Source organism: Streptomyces kanamyceticus, assembly GCF_008704495.1.
GTDB classification, from domain to species: domain Bacteria; phylum Actinomycetota; class Actinomycetes; order Streptomycetales; family Streptomycetaceae; genus Streptomyces; species Streptomyces kanamyceticus.
The window spans coordinates 9,775,329-9,798,492 of the sequence record NZ_CP023699.1 but is presented as its reverse complement, the minus strand read 5'-3'; the positions used below and the strand labels follow the sequence as shown (position 1 = coordinate 9,798,492).

General features: G+C 70.8%; 27 protein-coding genes. 9 read left to right on the top strand and 18 right to left on the bottom strand.

Features of this window, described 5'->3' with window-relative positions:
• Position 1: 1 nt before the first annotated feature.
• From CP970_RS42305 to CP970_RS42290, 4 genes are all read right to left on the bottom strand, one after another.
• The gene (locus CP970_RS42305; protein ID WP_055545498.1) at positions 2-1,105 is read right to left on the bottom strand and encodes an alpha/beta hydrolase; all 1,104 of its coding nucleotides are present in this window, start codon (positions 1,103-1,105) and stop codon (positions 2-4) included.
• Positions 1,106-1,304: 199 nt separating this feature from the next.
• Positions 1,305-2,003 (bottom strand): GAF and ANTAR domain-containing protein, encoded by a 699-nt coding sequence (locus CP970_RS42300; RefSeq protein ID WP_055545500.1) that lies wholly within the window; start codon positions 2,001-2,003, stop codon positions 1,305-1,307.
• A gap of 72 nt (positions 2,004-2,075) precedes the next feature.
• Positions 2,076-2,843, bottom strand: a complete 768-nt coding sequence (locus CP970_RS42295; protein ID WP_055545502.1) for a GAF and ANTAR domain-containing protein — start codon at positions 2,841-2,843, stop codon at positions 2,076-2,078.
• Positions 2,844-3,061: 218 nt separating this feature from the next.
• Positions 3,062-3,640 carry a DinB family protein gene (locus tag CP970_RS42290; RefSeq protein WP_206188633.1) on the bottom strand — a complete coding sequence of 193 codons (579 nt, stop codon included), beginning with the start codon at positions 3,638-3,640 and terminating at the stop codon, positions 3,062-3,064.
• A gap of 63 nt (positions 3,641-3,703) precedes the next feature.
• On the opposite strand from CP970_RS42290, the gene CP970_RS42285 reads away from it, so the two are divergent.
• On the top strand, positions 3,704-3,934 hold the full coding sequence (locus tag CP970_RS42285) for a DUF7489 domain-containing protein (protein WP_055545504.1): 231 nt from the start codon (positions 3,704-3,706) through the stop codon (positions 3,932-3,934).
• Positions 3,935-3,998: 64 nt separating this feature from the next.
• On the opposite strand, the gene CP970_RS42280 is transcribed toward CP970_RS42285, so the two are convergent.
• On the bottom strand, positions 3,999-4,877 hold the full coding sequence (locus CP970_RS42280; protein WP_055545507.1) for a sigma-70 family RNA polymerase sigma factor: 879 nt from the start codon (positions 4,875-4,877) through the stop codon (positions 3,999-4,001).
• Between the two features lie 82 nt (positions 4,878-4,959).
• On the opposite strand from CP970_RS42280, the gene CP970_RS42275 reads away from it, so the two are divergent.
• Complete coding sequence (locus CP970_RS42275) at positions 4,960-5,409, top strand: carboxymuconolactone decarboxylase family protein (RefSeq protein WP_055545508.1); 450 nt, start codon at positions 4,960-4,962, stop codon at positions 5,407-5,409.
• An 85-nt stretch (positions 5,410-5,494) separates the two neighbouring features.
• Here the strand turns inward: CP970_RS42275 and arr are convergent, their stop codons facing one another.
• The gene (arr, locus tag CP970_RS42270) at positions 5,495-5,908 is read right to left on the bottom strand and encodes an NAD(+)--rifampin ADP-ribosyltransferase (RefSeq protein ID WP_055545547.1); all 414 of its coding nucleotides are present in this window, start codon (positions 5,906-5,908) and stop codon (positions 5,495-5,497) included.
• A 103-nt stretch (positions 5,909-6,011) separates the two neighbouring features.
• Between arr and CP970_RS42265 the strand changes: the two genes are divergently transcribed.
• On the top strand, positions 6,012-6,974 hold the full coding sequence (locus CP970_RS42265) for a phosphotransferase family protein (protein ID WP_055545510.1): 963 nt from the start codon (positions 6,012-6,014) through the stop codon (positions 6,972-6,974).
• 11 nt (positions 6,975-6,985) lie between these two features.
• Here the strand turns inward: CP970_RS42265 and CP970_RS42260 are convergent, their stop codons facing one another.
• Positions 6,986-7,552, bottom strand: a complete 567-nt coding sequence (locus tag CP970_RS42260) for a TetR/AcrR family transcriptional regulator (RefSeq protein ID WP_055545549.1) — start codon at positions 7,550-7,552, stop codon at positions 6,986-6,988.
• Positions 7,553-7,678: 126 nt separating this feature from the next.
• Here CP970_RS42260 and CP970_RS42255 point away from each other — a divergent pair, with 126 nt between their 5' ends.
• On the top strand, positions 7,679-8,602 hold the full coding sequence (locus tag CP970_RS42255) for an NmrA family NAD(P)-binding protein (protein WP_055545551.1): 924 nt from the start codon (positions 7,679-7,681) through the stop codon (positions 8,600-8,602).
• 21 nt (positions 8,603-8,623) lie between these two features.
• Here the strand turns inward: CP970_RS42255 and CP970_RS42250 are convergent, their stop codons facing one another.
• Together CP970_RS42250 and CP970_RS42245 are read right to left on the bottom strand one after the other, a co-directional pair.
• Positions 8,624-9,043 carry a TOBE domain-containing protein gene (locus CP970_RS42250; protein ID WP_055545512.1) on the bottom strand — a complete coding sequence of 140 codons (420 nt, stop codon included), beginning with the start codon at positions 9,041-9,043 and terminating at the stop codon, positions 8,624-8,626.
• 133 nt (positions 9,044-9,176) lie between these two features.
• Positions 9,177-9,767 (bottom strand): TetR/AcrR family transcriptional regulator, encoded by a 591-nt coding sequence (locus CP970_RS42245; RefSeq protein ID WP_055545515.1) that lies wholly within the window; start codon positions 9,765-9,767, stop codon positions 9,177-9,179.
• A gap of 74 nt (positions 9,768-9,841) precedes the next feature.
• Here CP970_RS42245 and CP970_RS42240 point away from each other — a divergent pair, with 74 nt between their 5' ends.
• Both CP970_RS42240 and CP970_RS42235 read left to right on the top strand, forming a co-directional pair.
• Positions 9,842-10,999, top strand: coding sequence for an FAD-dependent monooxygenase (locus CP970_RS42240; protein ID WP_055545517.1), 1,158 nt, complete (start codon positions 9,842-9,844; stop codon positions 10,997-10,999).
• Positions 11,000-11,114: 115 nt separating this feature from the next.
• On the top strand, positions 11,115-11,702 hold the full coding sequence (locus CP970_RS42235) for a molybdopterin-dependent oxidoreductase (RefSeq protein ID WP_150494654.1): 588 nt from the start codon (positions 11,115-11,117) through the stop codon (positions 11,700-11,702).
• 10 nt (positions 11,703-11,712) lie between these two features.
• Here CP970_RS42235 and CP970_RS42230 read toward each other — a convergent pair whose 3' ends face one another.
• The 3 genes from CP970_RS42230 to CP970_RS42220 form a co-directional block, all read right to left on the bottom strand.
• Positions 11,713-12,495, bottom strand: coding sequence for a hypothetical protein (locus CP970_RS42230; RefSeq protein WP_055545518.1), 783 nt, complete (start codon positions 12,493-12,495; stop codon positions 11,713-11,715).
• A 168-nt stretch (positions 12,496-12,663) separates the two neighbouring features.
• Positions 12,664-13,959 carry a lanthionine synthetase C family protein gene (locus CP970_RS42225; protein ID WP_055545520.1) on the bottom strand — a complete coding sequence of 432 codons (1,296 nt, stop codon included), beginning with the start codon at positions 13,957-13,959 and terminating at the stop codon, positions 12,664-12,666.
• Positions 13,956-17,150 carry a lantibiotic dehydratase gene (locus CP970_RS42220; protein ID WP_150494652.1) on the bottom strand — a complete coding sequence of 1,065 codons (3,195 nt, stop codon included), beginning with the start codon at positions 17,148-17,150 and terminating at the stop codon, positions 13,956-13,958. The genes CP970_RS42225 and CP970_RS42220 overlap by 4 nt, the downstream gene beginning before the upstream one ends.
• A 204-nt stretch (positions 17,151-17,354) precedes the next feature.
• Here CP970_RS42220 and CP970_RS44510 point away from each other — a divergent pair, with 204 nt between their 5' ends.
• The gene (locus CP970_RS44510; RefSeq protein ID WP_157877684.1) at positions 17,355-17,498 is read left to right on the top strand and encodes a hypothetical protein; all 144 of its coding nucleotides are present in this window, start codon (positions 17,355-17,357) and stop codon (positions 17,496-17,498) included.
• A gap of 194 nt (positions 17,499-17,692) precedes the next feature.
• On the opposite strand, the gene CP970_RS42215 is transcribed toward CP970_RS44510, so the two are convergent.
• From CP970_RS42215 to CP970_RS42205, 3 genes are all read right to left on the bottom strand, one after another.
• On the bottom strand, positions 17,693-18,580 hold the full coding sequence (locus tag CP970_RS42215) for an alpha/beta fold hydrolase (RefSeq protein ID WP_055545523.1): 888 nt from the start codon (positions 18,578-18,580) through the stop codon (positions 17,693-17,695).
• Positions 18,577-19,170 carry a TetR/AcrR family transcriptional regulator gene (locus CP970_RS42210; RefSeq protein ID WP_055545526.1) on the bottom strand — a complete coding sequence of 198 codons (594 nt, stop codon included), beginning with the start codon at positions 19,168-19,170 and terminating at the stop codon, positions 18,577-18,579. The genes CP970_RS42215 and CP970_RS42210 overlap by 4 nt, the downstream gene beginning before the upstream one ends.
• 101 nt (positions 19,171-19,271) lie before the next feature.
• Positions 19,272-19,829, bottom strand: a complete 558-nt coding sequence (locus CP970_RS42205; protein ID WP_055545528.1) for an RICIN domain-containing protein — start codon at positions 19,827-19,829, stop codon at positions 19,272-19,274.
• 274 nt (positions 19,830-20,103) lie between these two features.
• Here CP970_RS42205 and CP970_RS42200 point away from each other — a divergent pair, with 274 nt between their 5' ends.
• Positions 20,104-20,844 (top strand): class I SAM-dependent methyltransferase, encoded by a 741-nt coding sequence (locus tag CP970_RS42200; protein WP_055545530.1) that lies wholly within the window; start codon positions 20,104-20,106, stop codon positions 20,842-20,844.
• A 41-nt stretch (positions 20,845-20,885) separates the two neighbouring features.
• On the opposite strand, the gene CP970_RS42195 is transcribed toward CP970_RS42200, so the two are convergent.
• The 3 genes from CP970_RS42195 to CP970_RS45855 form a co-directional block, all read right to left on the bottom strand.
• Positions 20,886-22,037 carry an RNA polymerase sigma factor gene (locus CP970_RS42195; protein WP_055545532.1) on the bottom strand — a complete coding sequence of 384 codons (1,152 nt, stop codon included), beginning with the start codon at positions 22,035-22,037 and terminating at the stop codon, positions 20,886-20,888.
• Between the two features lie 8 nt (positions 22,038-22,045).
• Positions 22,046-22,453: a YciI family protein gene (locus CP970_RS42190; protein ID WP_055545534.1), complete on the bottom strand. Its 408-nt coding sequence runs from the start codon at positions 22,451-22,453 to the stop codon at positions 22,046-22,048.
• A 63-nt stretch (positions 22,454-22,516) separates the two neighbouring features.
• A complete protein-coding gene (locus CP970_RS45855) occupies positions 22,517-22,795 on the bottom strand; it encodes a hypothetical protein (RefSeq protein ID WP_107098884.1) in 279 nt (92 codons plus the stop codon).
• A gap of 34 nt (positions 22,796-22,829) precedes the next feature.
• Here CP970_RS45855 and CP970_RS42180 point away from each other — a divergent pair, with 34 nt between their 5' ends.
• Positions 22,830-23,069 (top strand): hypothetical protein, encoded by a 240-nt coding sequence (locus tag CP970_RS42180; RefSeq protein WP_240507317.1) that lies wholly within the window; start codon positions 22,830-22,832, stop codon positions 23,067-23,069.
• Positions 23,070-23,164 lie beyond the last annotated feature (95 nt).

Genomic DNA, 23,164 nt, shown 5'->3' with positions numbered 1-23,164 from the left:
GTCAGACCGCCTGCCGCTGGAGGAAGTCCAGGATCACCGGGAAGACGTCCAGGTGTGCCCTCTTGCCGATGATCGGGTCGAGGTATCCGTAGCCGGGCAGCACCGCCAACTCGTGCCGCCCCGGCGCGAGTTGAGTGAGCGTCTGATGACCGGTCACGTTGGAGTCGCCGAAGACGTGGTTGTCCTGGCCCGTCATGAAGAGGATCGAGGTGTTGATGTCGGCGGCGTTCGCGAGGTAGTCATCGGGCAGCGCCGCGTGGCGGCGGTCGTCGGGGTCGTACTTGACCGCGTGTCCCGCCCGCACCATCTTGCGGATGTGCCGGTAGTAGTGCAGGCCGGTGGGGCCCAGCAGATCGCCGATCCGGTCGTGGGTCTCCGGCTCCAGGTTGGCGTGGCTGTAGAGGGCGGGCCAACCGGCCCCCCACATCAGGCTCACGAGGTGACACGCGGAGTTGTCGCACTCCGGGTGCGCGAGCGACACCAGCTTCGACAGCGCCCAGGACCGCGTCAAACGCGGCGAGTTCCCCATCCTGGGATCGATCGCCGAGAGCCCCAGCACGTGTTCGAGCAGCGTCGGAGCGAGTTCGATCTTCCACCGGGACCAGCCGGGCACCTTGACCACCAGGCCCACGCTCTGCGCGACCATGCTGGTGATGCCCGTGACCGTCCCCGCGGCCAGACTCATCGAGAACGATGTGGAGCCCAGGCAGTGGGCGACGACGTGGATGCGCCGCCGCTGCCCGACGTGCCGACGCAGTTCGGCCAGCATGGCGGGGTGGTCGTAGTGGACGACGTCGTCGATCGAGGAGTCCCCGGGTTCGGTGTTGTACGGATACCTGCTGCTGATGCGCAGGTCGACCGTCCACACGTCGGGGAAGCCGTGGTCCAGGAGGTAGGTCGCCATGTTGTAGTGCTCGGGCATGATGAACAGGTCGCTCGATGCGGTCAGGCCGTGCATCAGGAGTACGACGTCGTCGCTCTCGCCCTCGCCCCGCTGAAAGCGGGTCAGGTTCAGGGCGAGCCCGTCCGCGGTGGTGAACGGGTGTGTCGAAACCCGCGCGTCGCCCACACCCTCGAGCGTGTGCCGCGCAATGCCGTGCCGCATGCCTATCCCCCGTCTCCGCGTCGCGCTGTCTTCGCGTTGCGCTCCAGCGGAGTGGAAACGATAGGCGACCTGGTCAACTGCGCGCATCCGACCAGTGGTTGATCTGCCGCTAGCCCCCTGGATGTAGCGAGACGGTGGTTCCACCCAGCGTGGTACGGGGGGGGTAACTCACTGGTACTACCCGAGGTGCCCGCAAAAGCTAGCCGGGCGGTTTGTCCAGGGTGTCCTGGTGATGGACAACGGCGTGGGCGACGTCCAGGAGTGCGAGGTTGTGGGTGAAGGCGTAGGCGCGCAGGCGGGCGAGGGCTTGGTCGATGGGGATGTCCAGGAGGACCGTCAGGGCGCCGGTCGCCTGGTGGATAACGGCTCGGTGCAGCGGGATCGGGTTGTTGGTGCCCATGTCGTGGATGCCGTCGGGCGTCGTAAGGATGGCGGTGACGCCTTCGGCGAGGGCGAAGAGTTGGCCGAGTTGAGAGCGGGTGGGCAGGCCGGGTGTGCTGCGGTGGCCGTTGAGGACGCCGAGGCGGATGGCGCCCAGGCTGAGGGGGACGGAGTACGCGACGCGCGGGAGCTTCCGGTGGAGGGCGGCCAGCAGGGCGGGCCACCGGTGTCCGGGCAGGGCCTGCAGGTCGGGCACGAGTACGGGTTCGCCGGTGCGGGCGACGTCCAGGGTGGGGCCTTCGCCGAGGGTGAACTGGAGGTCTTCGAAGGCGATCCCCACGATGTCGGCCGGGTCGTACCACACGAGTTCGAGGCCTGAGCGATCAAGGACGCAGAGGGTGAGCCCGTCAAGGCCGAGCGCGGCCGCGCAGGCACTGGGTGAGAGCGCGGGCAGGCCGTGCCCTGCCTGGGCAGCGGCGGACAGGAGACCGGGAATGCCGGGGGTGTCTGCGGGCACCGCGCAACTCCTTGACTGACTGGCCCGGTGAGGCGCTGCTGGCACCGGCCGCAGGGCGATACGGCAAGAGCATCACAGGTGCCGCTTCCGGTCCTGAGGCACGGCGAACGTCTCGACGGACAGCTGCCCTTCGACGACGAGTTGGCACACCTTGGTCAGTGACGTCTGGTTGCTGCGGGCGTGGGCGCGCAGATACCCGAAGGCGGCATCGGGGGTGACGTGCAGGAGGGCCCCGACGACGCCCTTGGCCTGCTCGATGGTGATCCGGCTGTTGAGCGCGGTCTGCAGTTGGCTGACCCGCTCGGCCTGGTTCTGGGAGATGCGTTGGTGCAGGATGCCGATGGTCGCGGCATCCGCCAGGGCCTGGGCCAGACGCAGGCTCGCCGGGTGAATGCCGACCGGGTCCGAGTGGAAGATGTTCACCGCGCCGATGACCTCGTCGCGCAGGCGCAGCGGGACGGCGGCCACGGTGGCGAATCCGGCCGCGCGGGCAGTTTGAGTGAAGCGTGGCCAGCGCTCGGCGGCCGCGGGCAGGGTCAGGCCCACCGGGCCGACCTGTTCCCCCTGAAGGCAGCAGTCCCTGCAGGGGCCCTCGTCGAACTCGACTTGCGCTTCCTCCAGTTGGTGGGCGGTATGAGTCGATGCGGTGACGTCCACCAGCCGCCCCTGCGCATCGACCATGACCACCCCGATCGCCGTCACGTCCAACAGAGCGATCATGTGGTCGGTCAACACGTGCAGGAAGTCGACCAGGTAGAAGCCTTCCACCAGGGTGTCGGCCAACTCCACGAACGCTCGCGCGAGTTGCTCGTCCCTCTCCCCCACTGCGCCATCGCGCACCCCTCCTCCGTCCCTCGCCCCGAACCGGCCACGGAACGGTCCGCCTGAGGGAATGCGGGTCTGGCGCCATAATCCCCGATTCCGCGCCGCCGAGCGCCAGAACGGCCACACAGTCGACCTCCGACGCGCCTTGTTCACTTCCGCTCAGTTCCGGTCACTTCCGCCGCCCACGGGCGGCACGACCGGCGACGTACTGACGACCGCGACGAACCGGCGCGTCAGGCAGTGGCCGAGCCCCGGCTTGTCCGGTGTGCGTACAGGTCCCTGAGCAGGGAGATCTCCGCTCCGTGGTGGATCATCTCGCGGTGGATGTGCAGCACGAGCGTCGCCATCGGCTCCTTCGCGAACGCCCCCTCGGCCTCGCCGCACGGCCGCGCCAAGCCGTCCTCGCCGAGTCCCCGCACCCCGGCGATCCATCGTGCGTACGCCTCGTCGAGCCGGTCCAGCGCCGCCGCGCCGGTTCCTGGGTACGCGTACGTCAGGTAATCCGCAGGCGGCCCGCCGAAGTGTGCGGCGCTGCGCGCGCCCAGGACGCCGACGAGGATGTGCCCGAGGCGCCAGGCGATCGTCGTGACCGGCGCGGGCACCGGTTCCGGATAGGCCCAGTCGATCGTGAAGTCTCCGGACCCGGCCTGTACCGGGGCCGTGCCGGTGCCGCTCGGGCGCACGGTCCAGCATTCCGGTACGGGCTCCCAGAAGTATTCGTCGTCGGTGAGGCCGTCCAGGCGCGCGCGCAGCTGGTGCTGCCAGTGCCAGTCGAGCTGGTCGACGAGGAGTGCGTTCCAGTCCAGTGCCATGGGCTCCACGCTAGGACGATGCCGTTTCCAGCGCCCCTCGGCGTGGGCCGATACCCTGGCGAAATGTTCACCTCTCGCAAAGTACGAGCAGAAGATGTCTGGAACGGCGTCGTCGTCGACAAGACCCGCTCGATGCCTGACGGATCCAACCTCTACCACTACGTCGAGGTCCGCCTTGAGGACGGTACGTCCAAGAAGGCCCGTATCGACAAGGACCTGTGGGAATCGCTGACGACGGGTGACCGCCTCGTCAAGGAGGCGGGCACGACTGCTCCGGTCAAGGCGCCCGCGTAGTCAAAGCCCCTGCGCAGACGCCATCGCCGCTGACGGCAGCCGCCATGACCGCGTTCCCCGCGTCTCACGCCGGAGCCGGAAGGTCCATCAGCGCGAGCTTGGCCGGATCGACCACGGCCGTGATGCCGGTGATCCGGCCGTCGGTGACGGTGAACGCGAGGACGGAGACCGGGGTGCCGTCCTCGTGCCAGGAAATGACTCCTGGCAGGCCGTTGACGAACGCCGCGTGCCCCAGTGTGGCCGCACCGGCGGCCAACTGCGCACCGGCGGCGATCTTGGTGGCTCCGAGGGTGACGACCACTCCCGCGGGGGTGTCGATGGTCATGCGTACGTCGGGGTCGAGCACTCGCAGCAATTCCTGGAAGTCACCGCTGCGAGCCGCCGCGAGGAATGCCTGCACCACCTTGCGCTGCTCCCGTCCGGCGCCTGTCGGCCGCTCGGTCGCCCGCACCTTCCTCCGGGCGCGGCTGGCCAGCATCTTGGCGGCAGCGGTGGACTTGTCGAGGATCCTGCCGATCTCGTCGAACGGGACCGCGAACAGGTCGTGCAGGACGAACGCCAGCCGCTCGTTCGGTCCGAGCGAGTCGAGGACGACCAGGAGCGCCAGCCCCACGGCGTCGGCGAGCACCGCGTCGTCCTCGGGAGCCGCACCGTCGTCGAGCGTCACGACGAGCTCGGGCAGCCGGTGGTCGTAGGGCGTCTCGGGGCGGGCCTGGCGCGATCGCAGGACGTCGAGGCTGATCCGGCCGACCACCGTGGTCAGCCAGCCCGCGAGGTTGTCGATGGTCGCCGCGTCCTGGCGGGAGAGGCGCAGCCAGGCCTCCTGGACCGCGTCCTCGGCATCGGCGTGGGATCCGAGCACGCGGTGGGCGACCGCGTGCAGTCGGCCGCGCTGGGCTTCGAACTCCTCGGCCATCGGGTTCGTCCGGCTGGTCTCGTACATGGTGTTACCTTCCTCGGCATCGCTCCGTCATGTGGATGACGAGCCCGAACGGGCACAGGTAACCGACGTAGGAGCGAAGCCGATGGAAGCACGTATGAAGGCCGCGATGAACCCGGATCTGGGTACCGCGATCCAGCACATCTACAAGGCGATAGCCGCCGGGGGCGTCGACCACCGCCTGCTGTCGCTGGTCCACCTGCGGGCCAGCCAGATCAACGGCTGCAGCCCGTGCGTCTTCGCCTCGATCGACGCGGCGAAGAAGGCCGGTGAGACGGACGAGCGGCTGCACAACGTGGTCGCGTGGCGCGAGACGCCCTTCTACTCCGCTGAGGAACGGGCCGCGCTGGAGCTGACCGAGGCCGCCACCCGGATCCAGGACGGCGCGGTGGGGGTGACCGACGAGATCTGGGACGCCGCGGCCGACCACTTCGACGAGGCACAGCTCTCGGCGATCATCCTGGAGATCGCGACGACCAACTTCTTCAACCGGATCAACCGCACGATCAGGGAACAGGCAGGCAAGACCTGGTGAGTTGCCACTGCGGGCGCCGTCCTCGGCGGCGCCCGCGGCGGGCAGCGGCTCAGCTCCCCTGCCACCGGCCGCGAGGCCGCAAGGATCAGTCGTTGATGGCCTCGATGCCCTGGGCCTTGAGTGCTTCGAGGTGGTCCCGCATGTGCTGGAGGACCTCGGGCGGGTGTCCTTGCCAGTCCCGGACTTCCGCCAGGACGCGCAGTACCTGGCGCGTGCGGTAGGACCGGGTCGGGTTGCCGGGGAACTTCTTGTCCGTCAGGTTCGGGTCGTCCTCGAAGGAGCCGGTGGGCTCGACGAGGTAGATCCGCTCGCGCCCCTCGCCGGCCGCCAGTTCGGCTCCCCAGACGGCGGCGTCCAACGTGGCCGTCAGGTAGACGAAGTTCGCCGTGCTGCCCTTGCCGTAGTTGGAGCCGTATCCCGGCTCCAACAGGGCCCCGACGGCGATCTCGGCCTTCGTGCCGTGGAAGAAGGGACCGGGGTCCTTGCTGCCCCACCGGATCGGCTCGCTCACATGCGCCCCTTGAACGTTGATGGTCCGGCCACGGTATCCCGGAAGGCGTGAGCTGTACGCTCTGCCGTGGCCAAAGGGGCGAGGAGGCACGGTGACCGACCACGACGAGGCGGCGGCCGTCCGGCCGTTGGCGCTGGCCTGGGCCGAACGGCACCTGGAGAGCGGTGAACGGATCGTCGCAACCGAGGCACTGCACGGCGGCATCACCGCTGAGATACGGCGGCTGACCATCGGTTCGCGAGACGGCGGCGCCCGTGAGCTGGTCCTGCGGACCTTCGTCGACCCGTTCTTCGTGGCGGCGGCCGAGTCCTTGCTGACCAGGGAGGCCCGCACCCTGACCCTGCTCGCGGAGACCGGCGTACCGACTCCTTCGCTGGTCGCGGTCGATCCGACCGCCGAGCACTGCGAGTATCCGGCGCTCCTGATGACCCACGTCGCGGGCCGGACGATCCTCGACGACGAAGGGCTGGAGGCGCGCGTCCCCGTGCTGGCGAGTCAGCTCGTGGCGATCCATGCGGTGCGCCCCGCCGAACAGCCCAAGGAGTACGAGGCGTTGACGACCGCCGACACGGTCGTGCCGCCCAAGGGCGCCGACGCGGCGGCATGGACCGCGGCGATCAACGTGATCCGCAAGCCCCCGCCGCCCTATGAGGGGCGCTTCCTGCACCGCGACTTCCAACCCGGCAACGTACTGTTCGACGCACCGCCCTCAAGGACTGCGGATGCGCGCATCACCGGCGTCATCGACTGGCCGGGATCCTGCTGGGGCCCGGCGGATCTCGATGTGGCGCACTGCTCCACCATTCTCGCGGCGCTGCACGGCCCGGCATGGGGTCTGCGGTTCGCCGAGGCGTACGAGGCTGCGGGCGGGGTGTTGGCCGCGGCCCCGAGCGAGCGGCTGTACTGGCTGGTGCGGGACGGGCTCGCGTTCTCGGAAGACGTGCGGCCGGTGGCGCGGGCATGGCGGAAGGCGGGGAGGCCGGAGCTGACGACGCGGACCGTGGAGGAGCGGCTGGACGCGTACGTCACGTCCCTGATGGACGCGCTGGGCTGAGCCGGAGCGGCTCAGCCCAGCGGGCTCAGTCCCGCCACGGCCAGCCGGAACAGTCGGTCCGCTCGGGCCGCGGGGTCGGGGTGCCGCTCCGTGGCCAGGACGATGCCGACGATCAGCGTGATGAGGTCCCCGACGGTGACGCCCGTCGCCACCGCGCCGTCCTGCGCGGCGCGTTGGAGCAACGGGCCCGCGGCTTCTTCCAACGCCGTCGAGCAGGCGTTCTCGTGCACGTGGTCAGCACCAGCGCCGTCGTACGCCAGCGCGGCCGCAAGGCCCCGGGCCGAGACGCAGTAGCCGACGACGTCACTCAGCCACTCCAGGAGCGCGTCCCGGCTGTCGCCCTTGCCGGTCAGGTCGTGGGCGCGGACGCACAGGGCCTCGATCCGTTTCCGGGAGACCGCCTCCAACAACGCCTGGCGGGTGGGGAAGTGTCTGCGTACGGTCGCCGAGCCCATCCCCGTGGTGCGGGCGATCTGTTCCAGGGAGGCGTCGGCGCCGTGGGCGGCGACCTCCTCCTCGGCCGCGGCGAGGATGCGCGTGTAGTTGCGCCGGGCGTCGGCGCGCTGGCGGTCGGGCATGGCGGTCACCTCCGATGCATGGCGAGTGGCGGGGTCCGTGCTTGCGAAGTGGCGGGGCCCGCCATATCGTACCGGAGCATAAACGGCGGGCCCCGCCGTTTAATGGACGACCACCCGGGGAGCGTCATGTCCGCAGATTCCGCGCACGTCCTGGTCACCGGCGCCACCGGCAAGCAGGGCGGCGCCACCGTCCGCGCCCTGCGCGCGGCGAGTGTTCCCGTCCGCGCCCTTGTGCGCGACCCGGGCACCGACCGCGCCAAGGCCGTCGAGGCACTCGGCGTCGAACTGGTCACCGGCGATCTGCACGACCGCGACTCCGTGCTCCGGGCCGCCGAGGGTACCCGTGCCGTCTTCTCCGTGCAGATGCCCCTCATGACCGCGGAAGGCCCTGATTTCGAGGGGGAGATGACCCAGGGCGTCAACCTCATCGAGGCCGCGAAGGCCGCCGGAGTGGCGCAGTTCGTGCACACGTCCGTCAGCGGTGCCGGTCAGCACACCGAGAGTCCCGGCTGGGCCGAGGGCCGCTGGGCTTCGATGGAACCGACCCTGGGCACCAAGAGCGCGCTTCAGGACCGGGTGCGCGCGGCGGGCTTCCCGCACTGGACCCTGCTCAAGCCGAGCTTCTTCATGGAGAACTTCCTCCCGTCCATGGCGTTCCTGTTCCCGCGCGGCATCGAGGGCGGCCTGGTGAGCGTCCTGAACCCCGGGACACGGCTGTCCCTGGTCGCGGTGGAGGACATCGGCCGGGCGGCCGCGGCGGCCATCGCCGCGCCGGAGCGGTTCCACGGGGTCGAGCTGGAGCTGGCGAGCGACTACCTGTCGATGACGGAGATCGCCGAGGTCCTGTCCCGGGCCCTGGGCACGCGCCTTTCCGCGCCGGACATGACCGAGGAGCAGGCGCTCGCCGCCGGAATGCCGGAGATGGGCGCCTCGCACGAGTGGCTGAACGTGGCCGGCCAGCCGGGCCGCCCGCAGTTCGCCAGGGACCTCGGCATCCCGCTCACCAGCTTCGAGGACTGGGCACAGGAACGTATGCCCGCCACCGCATGACACGGCGACGGGCGCCTGCGATCAGACCGTGGCGAGGGAGACCTCGGTCGACTTGATGAGCGCGACGACCGAGGCACCGGCCGCGAGGTTCAGGTCGGCGACGGCGTCCTTGGTGATGGCCGCGGTGAGCGCGCCGCCCTCGACGTCGACCTTGACGGAGGCCATGGCGCCACCGGCGGCCACGTCGGTGACGGTGCCCGCGAGCTGGTTGCGGATGGAGAGGCCCTGGACCGGCCCTGTCGCGAGGGACACCTCCGTGGACTTCACGAGGATCTTCACCTCGGAGCCCTCGGCGAGGCCGAGCTCCTTGACGGACTCGGTGGTGATCGCGGCGGTGACGTCCTGGCCGCCCGCGAGGCGGACCTTGACGGTCGCCATGGCCTCGCCGGTGGTGACGGACGTGACGGTGCCGGGAATCTGGTTGCGGATGCTCAGGCTCATGGGGTGCTGCCTCACGGAGTCGATCGGAGAAAGGTCGGAGTAAGGGGCGGTCCGCGCGGGACGGACCGTCGCGCTCTGACGCTATTACGCCCGGAAACATCCCGTTGTGCACGCATCGCATCCGCGAGGCGGATCAGGCCGCGGGGCTGGCAGATCCTCCAGGGGCCTGACGCAGTGCGGCGGCCACCAGCCCTTCGAGGGCCTCGCGCCGCACCTCGCCACCGCTCACCAGCCGGTCGAAGACCAGTCCGTCGATGCAGGTCAGCAGGGTGTGGGTGCGGTTCTCGACGTCCGTGGCGCCGTGCGCGGCGAGAAAGGTCCTGACGGCCTCACGGCCGGGGTTCTCGCGGGGTACAAGGATCTCGCGCAGCTCCGCGTCGCGCACGCTTTCGATCGTGCAGGCATAGCGGGCGAGTGAACGGCGGCGCCCCTCACCGGTGAGCCGCTGTCGGGTCAGCGCCACCATGCCGTCCACCAACTCCTCGGCGGTACGCAAGGGTGGAAGCTCTTCGGCCATGGTGCGAAGTTCCGTCTGGTCGCGTTGGACGAGGCGCGTCACGAGTCCGGTCAGCAGGGCGGCACGGGTGCGGAAGTAGGCCGAGGTGGTGCCGGGCGGCAGGGCGGCTTTCCGGTCGACGGCACGGTGGGTCAGGCCGCGCATCCCTTCGTCCGCGAGTACGTCGAGGGCCGCGTCTGCCAGAAGGGTGCGCCGATCCGAGGTCATAGCCCCTTTCTACACCCGTAGAAGCGCGGGGTAGGGTCGTTTTCTACAGGTGTAGAAAACGAGGGGGCATCGGCATGGGGAACACAGCAGTGGTGGTCGGAGGGGGCATCGGCGGGCTGGCCGCCGCGATCGGTCTGCGCCGCGTGGGATGGGACGTGACGGTCCTTGAGCGTGCGTCCACGCTCGATGACGCGGGAGCGGGCATTTCACTGGCCGCCAACGGACTGCGGGCACTGGACGAACTCGGCGTCGGCAAAGCGGTTCGGGATGCCTCGCGCGGCCAGTACACCGGTGGCACGCGGACGCCCGAGGGCAGGTGGCTGGCCCGGATGGACGGCTCGGCACTGGAAGAGGCGGTGGGCACGCCGATCATGGGCATCCCCCGCGCCACGTTGCACCGGCTGCTCCGCGACGCACTGCCCGCCGCGGCACTGGTGACCGGCGCCGAGGTGACCTCGGTCGAGCGGACCGGGCCGGGGACCGTCCAGGTCGACTGCGGCGCCACGGTCCTGGACGCCGATCTGGTGGTGGCGGCCGACGGCATCGGCAGCAAGATCCGCGGCAGGCTCTTCCCGGACCACCCCGGCCCGGTACACAGCGGCTCGACGGTGCTGCGCGCCCTCACCGAGCACGCGGTCGACCTGCGCACCGATTTCGAACTGACCTGGGGCCGCGGCGCGGAGTTCGGACACATCGCCCTCCAGGACGGTAGGGCCGAGTGGCACGCCGTCCTCAACCTGCCCGCCGGTACGCGGTTCGCCGACCCGCTGGCCGAGCTGCGCCGACGGTTCCACACGTGGCACGACCCGATCCCCGCCCTGCTCGACGCGACCCGGCCGCAGGCCGTGCTGCATCACGACGTGAACGAACTCGGCACGCCACTCCCCTCCTACGTGGTCGGCCGGATCGCGCTGCTCGGCGACGCGGCCCATGCGATGACCCCCAACCTCGGACAGGGCGCCTGCCAGGCCCTGGAGGACGCGGTGACCCTGGCCGCCTCCCTCGGCGCCGATTCCACCGTCGAAGCCGCGCTCGCCCGCTACGACGCCGAGCGCCTGCCGCGCAGCCGGGCCATCGCACGGGCCGCCCGGCAGGCCGGAAGAATGGGCCAGCGACTCTCCCACCCACTGGCTGTCACGCTGCGGAACACGGCGATGCGGCTCACACCCTCGCGACTCGCCATACGTATGCTCCTGCGCCACCACGCCTGGACCCCGCCGTCGCTGAACTGATCCGGTTCACTCCCTCACGGCACATGCACACATCACCCATCGATACGGCTTGCTTCTGTGGCCTGACATAGGCTCTTGCCTCGCATCTGCGTATACCGAATCTGAGGGCCGTGTGATGGATCAAGGCATGCTGCCGCCGGGCCAGCGGCTGGCGAAGGGATGGCCCGTCTCGCACTACGGTCCTGTGCCGCGCTTCCGTCCCGAACGCTGGTCCCTCCAAGTCTTCGGCGCGACCGAGAGCGGGGAGAAGCACTCGTGGGCCTTCGACGACCTGGCCGACATGCCCAGGGTCACCGTCGTCGCGGACCTGCACTGCGCCACCGGCACCAGCACGCTGGGCCATGAGTTCTTCGGCGTGCCCGCCACCGCCCTGCTGGACCTCGCCCCGCCCGCCGTGGACGTGTCCCACGTCATGGCGTGGGCCGAGTACGGCTACAGCGCCAACCTCCGCCTGAGCGACTTCACCGCCGACTCCACCGTCCTCGCCACCCACCACAACGGCGAGCCGCTCACCGCCGAACACGGCTTCCCGCTGCGCCTGGTGGTCCCCCACCTCTTCGGCTACAAGGGCCCCAAGTGGCTGCGCGGCATCGAGTACATGACCCAGGACCGACGCGGATTCTGGGAGGAGCGCGGCTATCACAACATCGCCGACCCCTGGACGGGCCAGCGCCACTCCTACCAGGAGGACGACGGCCCGTGACGGCCGGACCTCAGCCGGCGTTCCTGCCGGAGACGAAGCCGCGGGTGACGTGTGTGCCCGATCCGTCGTTCTGGGCCTGGTAGTTGGACTCGCCGACGCAGTCGCTGTACTCGTAGTTGGCCCTGGCCGTGCCGTTCAGGCCGCCCCCGTCGGTGGAGGTGGGGCCGCCGAAGACGACGTCGGACCTGGGCATCTCGGCGCAGCTGGGGATCCCCGCGTAGTACTCGACGAAACCGCCCTGGGAGCCCCGGAGGTTGCCGCTGCCCGTCGGTAGCGTGTAGCGGCCGAGATGGGTTTCCTTGCCGGTGACCGTGTCGCGGGCCGTGCCGGTCCAGGTGTCGGTTCCCGTCCGCTCGACCTCGATGTCGTAGCGATGGCCGTACACGGCGTCGAAGTCGACCGCGCAGGTGACGCCGGGGCCGCCGTCGGCTCCCTCGTGGCAGAGCGGGTCGGTGGTGGTCGAGCCCGCGACGAAGTTGGAGAAGCGGGCGGAGAGACGCTCGCTTCCTCCGCTGTTCACACGTGGCTGCAGGCCCGTGTATCCGACGTCCGGCGCGTTCGTGAAGCCGAACTGCTGGGCGAAGTAGATGCCGTCCTTGTGGGCCGTGCCCTTGTTGACGGTCATGGGGAAGGTGATGTTGCTCAGGCCTCCCGCGGGGGCGCCGGGGATCGACCAGCCGATCGACACGTTCCCGCCGCCGACCGACGAGGCCGCGGGGTCGGACAGTGCGAACAGCAGCCCGATGGACGCGGCGGCCGTGCCGCACCGCCGCCAGGTCTTGACTCCAGTCATGTGCTGGTCCTCCTCTGTGTGGGGGCAGAGAACGGTGCTCGCGCACTGCACCGGCGAGCACCGCGCATGGCCAGGTGACGGAGCTCAGTGTCGTCCTCTCCCCCCACCTCCACGCCATGGACATTCGCGGTACGGGCTTGGACTATCCCTCGGCGCGGTGGCCGCTGCTCAGCACAGCAACAGGGCCGCCTGCCAGGGCAGTTCACCGAGTGGCGCGGCCGGGTCTGTCGCGTGGCGCAGGGCGAGCGCGGCGCCCGCCGCTCCGTCCAGGAATCCGGGCCGGTGCACGACCGTGCGCTCGCCGGGTGCGGCCGCGGGCCACAGGAAGGGATGCGCCGGGTCCGCCACGGCGGCCAGGGAGTCGGTCAAACTCGGTATCAGCGCTGCCAGTTCCTCTCCCCCGGGCTCCTTGGCCATGAGGGTCACGATGGTGGTGAGTCCCGCCAGGCCGTGGCAGAGCGTGGGGTCGGCGAAGTCCTTGCGCTCGCAGGCGGCGGCGACCGCGGCCAGGGCCTGCCGGTTCCACTCCGGCTCCTTGAGTGCGAGCGCGGCCAGTTGGAGGGACCGGGCGGCGCCGGGCGTTCCGTAGCACCAGCCGGTGCGCGCTTCGGCCAAGTCGGGGCGGCCCCCGGCGGCCGCCGTCAACTCGGCTTCGAGCGGCACGATGTTGGGCCAGCCCGCACCGTCCGGGCTGCGGCGTGCCAGGAGCCAGGTGGCGATGGTGCGGATCGCCCGCTCCTGGCCCGGCACGCGTACGCCCGCGCGGTGGGCCAGGGAGAGCAGTGCGAGCGGCCCGGGGATGCCGTGGGCGAGGCCCGCGTTGAAGTGTCCGCCGGGGACGCCTTCGGGCTCGCTGAGCAGGATCGGGTCGCTGGTCCACCAGCCGGGGACGGTCCTGCCGCCCGGTTCCACGACCGGGCGGGTGAGTGCGACGAGGTGGGTGAGGACGAGTTCGGTGGTGTCCCGGTGGTCGGGTCCCGCCGCGAGGAGCAGCCGCCCCAGACCGGCGAGGCCCGCCACCACGTCGTACCCGGCCATCCGGGCACCGGCGGTCCCCGCCGCCACCCGCGGGGCGTCCTCCGCCACGAGTCTGCGGGCGAGCAGGGCGACTTGGGCGTCCAGCTTGCTGAGCAGCGCGGCGTACTCGCCGGGCTTGGTGACGGCCGTGCGGGCGGCGAAGGCGACCGCGGGCAGTCCCGCGTACAGCCCTTCGCGTGCGGGCCTGCGCACTCCGGTGACGGCACTCGTCAGGTGGGCGTGCGCGGCTCGCGCGTACCCGGCGTCGGTGTGGGCGAGTGCCGCGAGGAGCAACGCGACGCCCGCGTGGCCATCCGCGAGGGACTGGGGGTGCCACAGGGACCGGGTCTCGGCCAGCTCGGGGGTCTGGGCCTCGGTCACCCGTGCGGCCAGGGCGACCGGATCGGCGAGGCGGTCGGCGAGCAGCGCGACGGGGTTCTCGGTCATGATCCGGCCCTTTCCCGGTCGAGGTGTGCCTGGACCGCACCCCGGGCCACGGCCAGGGTCTGTGCCTCGGCCGTACGGTCGGTACCGAGGCGCCGATTGCAGTGCATGTGGACGAGGGAGGCGAGCACCGCGTCCGGGGAGACGCTCAGCGTGCCGCGCCGCTGTTCCTCGCGCACCAGTTGCCCGAAGCGCTCGGGCGCCGCGTGGTGCGCGTGGGCCGCGGGGCCGTCCGGCGTGATGCGTGCGAGAGCTTCTCTCCTGCGGGCCGCGAACGCCTTGTGGTGCTTTTCCCGCTTGGGGTACGTGGTGGTGATCCACTGCCGCCAGTCCCCGCCGTAGCCCCGGTGGAAGGCCCTGACCAGCCCGGCCACGTCGTGCGCGGTGGACAGGATCCGGTCGTCCGTCGGGGTCGCGAGCCGTTCGATCACCAGTCGGCTGTCCGCGTGGAACACCTCTTCGGCCGCGCCGAGCAGGACCGGGCCGCCGTAGCGCTCGGTCTCGGGGGCGTAGCTGTCGACGCGCAGTCCGCGGGCGAGTCCGTCGGCGGCCAGTTGTCCGGCCAGGTCGTGGAGCGCGGGCAGCAGTACGCCGTTGAGCAGGGCCGGATCGCCGTGCAGTCGCAGGCGCAGGTGCGGGTCCGGGTCGGCGTACCGGATGAAGAACCACCGGTCGACGCCGCCCGGTTCCTCCGGCGGGATCGGCAGCTCGGTCAGGAATCGCCGCAGCGGCCCGGTCAGGAGTTCGTCCTGGCGCTCGGCGGAGGTGTAGAGCATCGCGTAGAGCCAGGGGCCGCCGGGCGGGATCTCGCCGGTGCCGCCCCGACTCGCCGGGAGGGAGATGCGCGCGGGCTTCGCGGGCCGGGGCTTCGGCTCGGGGCCTTGCTGACAGGGCGTCAGGGTCACTACGGCTTCCGCTTCGTGGGCGCCGCCGGGTCCGTGCAGCCAACCGCTGTCGGGGTCTTGTCCCAGGGGCGGCTCGTGGACCACGGCAGCGCCCGTCCGCTCGCACTCGCGGCGCAGGATCTCCCGGTGCGCGGGAACGGAGAGGTTCAGGGGGATGCGGTGGTCGCCGAGGGTCAGCTGGACGTGGTCGGGCACGTTCCAGAGCGCGCGCCACTCCGCCAGGGAGGGGCCCTTCGCTTCCAGGCGCCAGCGGGCCGGGGCCAGGACGGTGCGTCCGACGCGTACGGCGGGCAGGAACGGCAGGTCCTCCGCGGCGCCCCATTCCCACAGCCGCCACTGCCTGCGGCCGAACGCGGCGGCCTCGATGAGGAAGCGCACCGCGTTGGGCGCGGTCAGTTCGCGGTTGAGCACGTGGAGCGCCGAAGGGGTCAGCTCGCGGCCGAGCGGGACGGACACGATCCGAAAGCCCTCGGAGTCGGCGCAGACGGCGATGTCGTCGAGGGCGAGGTCGGTGACGCCCGGCGCGGCTGGGCCGGGGTGGACGCCGATGACCAGGCGCCCGTCCAGCCAGGTCGGCACCTGCGCGACGTTGGCGTGCCGGTGGTGCGAGGCCTGGTGGTGGACCTGGACGGGGAGACGTCCGGTGTCCTCGCGCGCGGCCCGCACCGTGTGCCGGATCGCCGAGGCCTGTGCGGGCTCGAAGAGGTGGGCGAACCTGCCCATGAGGCCGCCGGACGCGGTGGCCGCGCCGTTGAGGACGAGCGTGTAGTCGCCCCGGTCCACCGCGGCGGCGGACGTCGCGGCGATCTGCACGACGAGTTCGAGGGCGGGCGGCCGCACGGTGGGCGCGTCCCGGTCCGCGGACTCGGCACGGTCGGCGGACTCCAGCTTGCCCAGCCACCGCTCGTCCAGGACGACTTCGCGCGATCCGCGCGCCTGCGCCTCGGCGGCGAGACCCAGCAACAGCCGCTGGCGTACGGCTCCCAGGGGCGCGGGCCCCGGGTCGGGGCGGTGGCTGGGCGGCAGGCGGTATCCGGCAGGGGCACCGAGGCCGATGTCGGGATCGAGGAGTTCCTTGACGGGGACGTAGCGCCCGAGGCCGTACCGCTCGACGAAGTCCTGGTGGTACGCGGTCAACCGGCTCCTGCCCTGGGGCGCGAGGCGCCACAGCGCGGCGGCGGCGTGCTCCAGCTCGCGGGCCACCTCGTGCGAGAGCACGACGGAACCGTCCAGGCGCAGGTCCACTTGGACGGCGTGCCCGCTCGCCGGGGTGTCCTTGGGTGAGGAGTCGCCGGACGAGACGTCCTCGGTGGCCCCGGCGGCGGCTCCAAGTGCCGTGCGCCAGGCGGTCCTTCCCTCACCGAGCGGGGTGCGGAGGTAGTCGGCGAGGGACGCGCGCAGCTCGGCGATGCGCCGGGCGGCGGGGGTGGCGGCCGGGAGCAGCGCCTCGACGTGGGCCAGCGGGTCGGGGGCGTCCAGCGGTGGACGAAGCTCCGTCAGCAGCACCTCCGCGCCGATGAGTTGGGCGACGAGTCGGGCGACCGCGCCGTCGGGCGCCCCCGGGAACCGCTCCTCGACCTCGCGGACCAGGTCGTCGCAGCGGACGGGACGGGCGGCGGCATCGAGCACGGCGCGGACGACCGGGGTGTGGCGCAGCGTCCGTGACTTGGGGCGGCTCTCGTCCGACGAGGCGGCGTCCTGGCCGGGTCCGGCCGGGGCGAAGGGCAGGACCAGACGCCCGCCGCGTACGAAGCACAGACCGTTGGCCACCACGCTCAGCCCTTGGTGGACGGCCGGGTCGCGCTCCCACTCGGCGATGAGCCGGGCCAGCAGACCGGCGTCGAGCCGTGCCGCCTTGTGTCCCTCACCGGTGAGTTCGCCCTTGGTCGCCGCGCCGAAGGAGCCCCACAGGACACCCGCGAGCAGGCCGAAGGGGGTGGGCCTCGACGCGGCCCGCAGGAAATAGCGGGTCACCGCCCGGTGGGCTTTGCGCAGATCGGATGGGGTTACCGGCGCGTTCGCGAGGACGGCGTCGACGGTGCGGGCGAGCGAGGGGCTGGAGACCTCCACCGCCTCGCGGAAGCGTGCGTCGGCGAGCAGTTCTTGGAGCTGGGCCCGGAGTGCGTCGAGGTCCGTGGACTCCGGCGGCGGCGCACCCGTCCCGTCCGGGCTCTGCCGCACCTCGTCCTGCCAGGTCGCGCGGGCTCTCGGCCGTGCCAGGAGCGGCGCCCTCAAAAGCACTCCGTCCGCGCAACGGAACACCGTTTCCGCGCTTTGGCCATGCCGCATCTGCGCCACTCCCCCTTACTCCATGCCCCATAAAAATAAGTTAAGAATCGTCAATTCCCTACCCAGGGAATGCGGTCACACTAACCCAGACACACTTCACCTGTAACCCCTTGACTCCGTCCGCTATCCGTACCTAGATTCCGCTCTTGTCGCCAAAGGGCGGCGGTTCGTTCGGTTTCAAAGGTTCCACAGGAAGGAATTCCCATGCCCGAGAGCATGACTCAGGACCTCTTCGACATCGACCTCACCGAGACCTCCATCCAGGACGTCGCGCAGGACAGCGCCGCGGGCGCGATCTCCGGCGAAGAGTCCTGCTTCCGCACGTGCACGACCTGTTCGCTCTGCTGACGCAGGCCGTGTGAAGGGCCGGTTCCAGCGGTGCCCCGCATGGCCGGAACCGGCCCGGTCGCGCCCTTTTCACGGGCGCGGGAACATCAAGGGGCAATGCGCATTGCCCTTAAGGGCACGCACCTTTGACCGGCTGGGCAAGTTTTCCAGTTGAGGGCATATTCCGCGCCCTTACAGAAACGCGCTCTGAATTGCTACGCGCGGAACACCTTGCGAAGGAGTTCGCCGAACTGGTCCGGGTGAGTGGTCAGACCGGTGTGCCCGCCAGGGAAATGACGGAGTTCCGTGCCGAATCGCTCCGCCAGCACGGCGGCCGGTCGGTAGGGCAGTTCACCGCGGGAGTCCTGTCCCCCGGCGAACACGAGCCGGTCCGAGAGTGCTTCCAGGCGGTCGGTGTCCGGGGCGTAGGCCATGAAGCTCGGCATGATGCGCTCGACGAAGTACGGCAGGTTGGCCATCGTCCGCTCGGCCCGTGCCGCCGCTTGGGGCGGGAGCGTCGCCTCGGCCTTCGGCTCGGCAGGCTCGCCGTTCCTGACGCCGCTGCTGCTCCGGGAACCCTCGGCGAACACGGCCATCGCCGCCATGAGTCCCTGGGTGCGGAGCGTCTCCTGTACCCGGGCGAGGAGCGCGCGGTGTTCGGCGGCGTCCGGCAGGACTTCCACCACCGGCGGCTCGTGCGCCACGAGGCGTTCGATGCGTTCGGGATGCGCGGTGAGCAGGTGCAGAGCGGCGATCGCGCCCGAGCTCATGCCGAACACCCGGGCGGGCACGCCGGGCGAGAGCAGTTCCAGGAGTCGGCAGGCGTCGTCGGCGTGTTCGGGAACCCGCTGCGTGGCATCGGGGTCGTCGAGCGTGCTCTGAGAAATGCCGCGCGGGTCGTAGGTGGCGACGGTGTACTCGGCGGCCAGGCCGTCGGCGACGTTGTCGAAGGCGGCTGCCCCGCCCGCCCCACCGGGGATCAGCAGCAGAAGAGGTCCTTCGCCGCGCACTTGGTAGTGCAGGGTCGCACCCGGCACGCGGAGGCTGCCGGTGGTCGGGGCCGCCGGGGTGCTCCCCGTCGTGGGCGTGGTCGGCGTGGTCATGCGGATTCTCCGTCTTCGAGCGGGGGCCAGTGCTCCAGGAGCGTGTGCAGGGCGTCGAGGGTGCGGACCCAGGACCGCTGCGGCGCGCGCTGGTGCGCGAAACCGCCCATGGCCTCCAAGGCGACGAATCCGTGGAACGTGCTGCGCAGCAGCCGCACCGCGTCGGTCAGGTCGGGCTCGGCAAGTCCGTAGCCGCGCAGCATGCCGTAGGTCAGCTCGACCGCGCGGCGCGGTCCCGGTGCGTGCGCGGCCAGTTCGGGGTCGATGTCGATCGGGGTCTGCGTCGCGGTGTAGCGGCCCGGGTGCCGGTGGGCGTACTCCCGCCAGGCGGTGGCGAACGCGACCAACGCGTCCTTGCCCGCGAGGCCGACCGTCGCCTCCGCGATGCGGATGGTCTTCTCGTCCGCCGCGAGGAGCGCGATCCGTCCCCGCAGATCCGCCAAGTTCCGTACGTGCGTGTAGAGACTCGCGTCCTTCACGCCGAGCCGCCGGGCCACCTGCGACATGGTCACCTGCTCGAACCCGACCTCGTCCGCCAGTTCGGCGCCCGCGACCGTCACCCGCTCCGCCGTAAGACCGGCCCTCACCATGCGCACTCCCTGGAAACTTGCCTCCCTAGGCATTTCCTAGGACCTCTAGGATGCACTTTGAGGTCCTAGGAACGCAACAGGGAAGAGCTCTCCGCCCAGCGCTACCGCCACTCGGCATGCGTGTTCATGTGCGGCCACAGAGAGACCTGACTGCCGACCGCGTCCTTGCCCCGATGCACCTTGAGGTCCGACTTCTCCCAGGGACCGATGATCGAGTACGGGTTGTCCGTGTGGACGGGCTGCACGTAGAAGGTCTGGTTCTTACGACCGTTGCAGTCCCAGACGATCAGGCCCTGCCCCTTCTTGTAGCGGCTCCCCGGCACGTCCAGGCAGAGGTTCTTGTTGTCGTACGGGTGCATCCGGTGGCCGTAGCCCTTGGGGCCCGCCGTCAGACACCACATCTCGTTGCCCTTGCCGCCCGACCACGGATACGTGATGACCTTGGCACCCTTGTGACTGCCGCCCGCGACGTTCAGGTACACGTAGGCTCCCGGCCCGCCGGGAGTTCCGAAGGTGTACGCGTAGTGGCCGTCGGGGCACTTGGGCCGCGCCTCCTGCTGCGCGACTCCGTCGGCGTGTACCACCGCCGCGGAAGCGGGAACGGCGCCGATACCCAGTGCCAGCGCCCCCAACATCCGGCCGATCCGCTGCTTTCGCATGCGTCCCCCTCAACTCGAAGTGATGGGAAAACGCTAGGAGTTCACGGATCCGGTGTCGTCGAACGAGCGCCGTAACCGCCCCTCCACCCCTCGCGGCAGCCCACCGCCGCTACCGCGCTGGTTGACTCGGCACCCGCACCCTCCGCCCGTACGGGACACCGGAACACTGGCCGGATCTTTGTGGCTTCAGCCAGTACGCCCCTACGCAGGAGTGCGGGAAGACTGCGCGCCAGGACATGACCCGGATGACCAGGCAACAGGGGAGAGCGGCACGATGAGCGCGCAGCAGTATGACGAGATCGGTGAGGCGTACGAAGGGTTCAAGGCCCTGCCGTTGGAGCAGTACTCGGTGGTGCCCGGATTCCTGGCACTGGTCGGCGACGTGCGCGGCAAGTCGGTCCTCGACCTGGCCTGCGGCACCGGTTTCTACAGCAGGGAGTTCAAGCGGCGCGGCGCCGGGGAGCTGCTCGGCATCGACATCTCCGGCGAGATGGTCGCCGTGGCACAGGCGTTGGAGGAGCGCGATCCGCTGGGTGTGCGCTACGAGGTGGGCGACGCGTCCGAACTCCGCGATTTTGAGCAGCGGTTCGACATCGGCCTGGCGGTCCAGCTGCTCAACTACGCGGAGGACATCGCCACCACGGAGCGGATGTGCCGCAACGTGCACCGGAGCCTGGCGCCCGGCGGGGAGTTCTTCCTGCTCAACCAGTCACCCGACTTCGACTTCGAAGGGCCGACTCCGGAGAAGTACGGGTTCCGCAGCGTGCTCACCGGCGAGGAGGTCGAGACCGGGCCGAAGGTGCGGACCACCGCGCTGCTCGACCCGCCGGTCTCGTTCGTCGCCAACCTCCCGCGCCGCGAGGTCTACGAGAAGTGTCTGCGGGCTGCCGGGTTCAGCGAGTTGACCTGGGTTCCCCTCACCGTGTCGGAGGCCGGTGTGCGCGAGTTCGGCGCGGATCACTGGGCGGACTTCCGCGCCAATCCCCCGCTGGAGATGCTGCGTTGCCGTGTCTGATCCGGCGGCCGCGACCGCGACCGCTTCCGTGACCGCGGCCGTCACTGGCGTCGGCGGGCGTTGAGCCGTGCCGCCTGGCGCGTCAGGTGGTCGCGCTCGGCGAGGTTGGCGGCCTTGCCCGCCGCTTCGGCGTACAGCCGGGCCGCCGTCTCCAGGTCGCCGTCCCGTTCGTGGAGGTAGGCCGCCACCGCCGTGTGCCGGGGCAGTGTGTCGTCCAGCTCCGCGAGCCGCGCGAGACCTGCGCGCGCTCCGTCGGCCTCGCCCACGGCCACGGCGCGGTTGAGCCGGACGACCGGGCTGTCGGTCAGTCGTACGAGCTCGTCGTACCACTCGACGATCTGCACCCAGTCGGTCTCCTCGGCCGTGGGCGCGTCGGCGTGCAGGGCGGCGATGGCGGCCTGGGCCTGGAACTCGCCCAGCCTGTCGCGGGCGAGGGCCGTCTGCAGGATGCCGATGCCCTCGGTGATCAGTTCGGTGTCCCAGCGGCTCCGGTCCTGTTCGGCGAGCGGCACCAGGCCGCCGTCGGGTCCTGTCCTGGCCGCGCGCCGGGCGTGGTGCAGCAGCATGAGGGCGAGCAGGCCCACCACCTCCGGGTGGTCGATCACGGCCGCGAGCTGCCGGGTGAGCCGGATGGCCTCGGCGGTCAGGTCGACATCGGCGTCCGTGGAGTAGCCCTCGTTGAAGACCAGGTAGAGGACACGCAGCACGGTGGCGACGTCTCCGTGCCGGTCGAGGCGCACGCCGGACACGGCCCGTTTGGCGCGGCTGATGCGCTGCGCCATGGTCGCCTCGGGGACCAGGTAGGCGCGGGCGATCTGGCGGGTGGTCAGTCCGCCGACGGCGCGCAGCGTGAGCGCGACGGCGGATGACGGGGTCAGGGACGGGTGGGCGCACAGGAAGTACAGCTGGAGGGTGTCGTCCGCCGCCGGTGCGGGGCCCGGGGCCGGTTCCTCCTCGATGAGGTCCTCCCGCCGGCGGCGGGCGGTGTCCGCCCGCCGCGCGTCGAGGAAGCGGCGCCAGGCCACCGTGACCAGCCAACCCTTCGGGTCGCGCGGCGGGTCGGTCGGCCAGACGCGCACCGCCTCCACCAGCGCGTCCTGCACGGCGTCCTCGGCCGCCGCGAAATCGGCTCCGCGGCGGACGAGGACGGTGAGCACACTCGGGGTGAGGCCCCGGAGCAGCGCTTCGTTCATCGGAGAGGTCACTCCGTGATGGTGGGCGCCTCGCCCAGGAACGGGCGCAGTTCCAGCCACTCGTGGATCGGCTTGCCGCCCGCGCCGGGAGCGGCCGACAGCTCCCCCGCGAGCTCGACGGCCCGCTCGTGGCTGTCGACGTCGATGATCATCCAGCCCGCGATGAGGTCCTTCGTCTCGGCGAAGGGGCCGTCGGTGACCGGCGGGCGGCCCTCGCCGTCGTAGCGGACGAAGGATCCCTCGGGGGCGAGCGCCTGGCCGTCGACGAACTCGCCGGTCTCCTTGAGCCGGTCCGCGAAGTCGTTCATGTACCGGATGTGGTCCGAGACCTCCTCGGGCGTCCACTGGTCCATGGGGACGTCATTGACCGGAGCGGGGGCGCCTCGGTAGTGCTTGAGCAGCAGGTACTTGGCCATGGTGGCTCTCCTTGGTGCTGGTGCGGCCCATTGTGGTCGCGTTCGTACCGGGGACGGAGCCGATCACGGGTTCTCGACATCGGCGGCCAGATTTTTTTCTTCCGGCTTCACTGCCCCTTCCGTGACTTCATGTACCAGGCGGCGGCGATGCCGATGAGGACGAGGATGATGAGGATCTTCATGGTCTTCAACTCCCCCACGATCGCCAGGTACATGCCTGCGGCGGGGCGGAACGCCCGCGGTCGAGGCGCGGATCACGGAGTCGGCGAACCGGTCGAGGCCGAATGCGGTGCCGTCCACGAGCCGCGCCTCGGTCAGTCCGTCGGTGTAGAGGAGCCCCATACCGGCGTCCCCCGGCGCGGACGGCAGCACGCCCGTGCCCAGGGACCTGCCCGATCAGCAGGCGGACGGCGGACGGGACCCCTGGGAGCTGGACGAGAGCGGGGAGAGCGGGGGAAACCGAGAGAACGGTGCGGGCGACGTACCCGACATCGACGAGGCCGGAACCGGTCGGCGCGGTGACTCCGGTGACGCACGGGGCGGACAGGCCGCACAGGACGGGCACGACGCGAGCGCCCCGACCGACAAGCCGGAGCCCGAGGAACCTTCCGGGTGAGGCGGCTACGTCGCGGTCGACCGGGTCGTCACGGTGCTCTCCGCGGCGTTTGGTCTTGATGTCGGTCAGGAACTCGGCCTTGGCAACTGACCCCT

Excerpts from the sequence above, each read along its gene's own strand:
- CP970_RS42305 (WP_055545498.1), bottom strand. The coding sequence starts at position 1,105 with ATGCGGCACGGCATTGCGCGGCACACGCTCGAGGGTGTGGGCGACGCG.
- CP970_RS42290 (WP_206188633.1), bottom strand. The coding sequence starts at position 3,640 with ATGGCACTGGACTGGAACGCACTCCTCGTCGACCAGCTCGACTGGCAC.
- CP970_RS42285 (WP_055545504.1), top strand. The coding sequence starts at position 3,704 with ATGTTCACCTCTCGCAAAGTACGAGCAGAAGATGTCTGGAACGGCGTC.
- CP970_RS42280 (WP_055545507.1), bottom strand. The coding sequence starts at position 4,877 with ATGTACGAGACCAGCCGGACGAACCCGATGGCCGAGGAGTTCGAAGCC.
- CP970_RS42275 (WP_055545508.1), top strand. The coding sequence starts at position 4,960 with ATGGAAGCACGTATGAAGGCCGCGATGAACCCGGATCTGGGTACCGCG.
- CP970_RS42260 (WP_055545549.1), bottom strand. The coding sequence starts at position 7,552 with ATGCCCGACCGCCAGCGCGCCGACGCCCGGCGCAACTACACGCGCATC.
- CP970_RS42255 (WP_055545551.1), top strand. The coding sequence starts at position 7,679 with ATGTCCGCAGATTCCGCGCACGTCCTGGTCACCGGCGCCACCGGCAAG.
- CP970_RS42250 (WP_055545512.1), bottom strand. The coding sequence starts at position 9,043 with ATGAGCCTGAGCATCCGCAACCAGATTCCCGGCACCGTCACGTCCGTC.
- CP970_RS42245 (WP_055545515.1), bottom strand. The coding sequence starts at position 9,767 with ATGACCTCGGATCGGCGCACCCTTCTGGCAGACGCGGCCCTCGACGTA.
- CP970_RS42240 (WP_055545517.1), top strand. The coding sequence starts at position 9,842 with ATGGGGAACACAGCAGTGGTGGTCGGAGGGGGCATCGGCGGGCTGGCC.
- CP970_RS42235 (WP_150494654.1), top strand. The coding sequence starts at position 11,115 with ATGGATCAAGGCATGCTGCCGCCGGGCCAGCGGCTGGCGAAGGGATGG.
- CP970_RS42230 (WP_055545518.1), bottom strand. The coding sequence starts at position 12,495 with ATGACTGGAGTCAAGACCTGGCGGCGGTGCGGCACGGCCGCCGCGTCC.
- CP970_RS42225 (WP_055545520.1), bottom strand. The coding sequence starts at position 13,959 with ATGACCGAGAACCCCGTCGCGCTGCTCGCCGACCGCCTCGCCGATCCG.
- CP970_RS42220 (WP_150494652.1), bottom strand. The coding sequence starts at position 17,150 with ATGCGGCATGGCCAAAGCGCGGAAACGGTGTTCCGTTGCGCGGACGGA.
- CP970_RS44510 (WP_157877684.1), top strand. The coding sequence starts at position 17,355 with ATGCCCGAGAGCATGACTCAGGACCTCTTCGACATCGACCTCACCGAG.
- CP970_RS42215 (WP_055545523.1), bottom strand. The coding sequence starts at position 18,580 with ATGACCACGCCGACCACGCCCACGACGGGGAGCACCCCGGCGGCCCCG.
- CP970_RS42210 (WP_055545526.1), bottom strand. The coding sequence starts at position 19,170 with ATGGTGAGGGCCGGTCTTACGGCGGAGCGGGTGACGGTCGCGGGCGCC.
- CP970_RS42205 (WP_055545528.1), bottom strand. The coding sequence starts at position 19,829 with ATGCGAAAGCAGCGGATCGGCCGGATGTTGGGGGCGCTGGCACTGGGT.
- CP970_RS42200 (WP_055545530.1), top strand. The coding sequence starts at position 20,104 with ATGAGCGCGCAGCAGTATGACGAGATCGGTGAGGCGTACGAAGGGTTC.
- CP970_RS42195 (WP_055545532.1), bottom strand. The coding sequence starts at position 22,037 with ATGAACGAAGCGCTGCTCCGGGGCCTCACCCCGAGTGTGCTCACCGTC.
- CP970_RS42190 (WP_055545534.1), bottom strand. The coding sequence starts at position 22,453 with ATGGCCAAGTACCTGCTGCTCAAGCACTACCGAGGCGCCCCCGCTCCG.
- CP970_RS45855 (WP_107098884.1), bottom strand. The coding sequence starts at position 22,795 with ATGGGGCTCCTCTACACCGACGGACTGACCGAGGCGCGGCTCGTGGAC.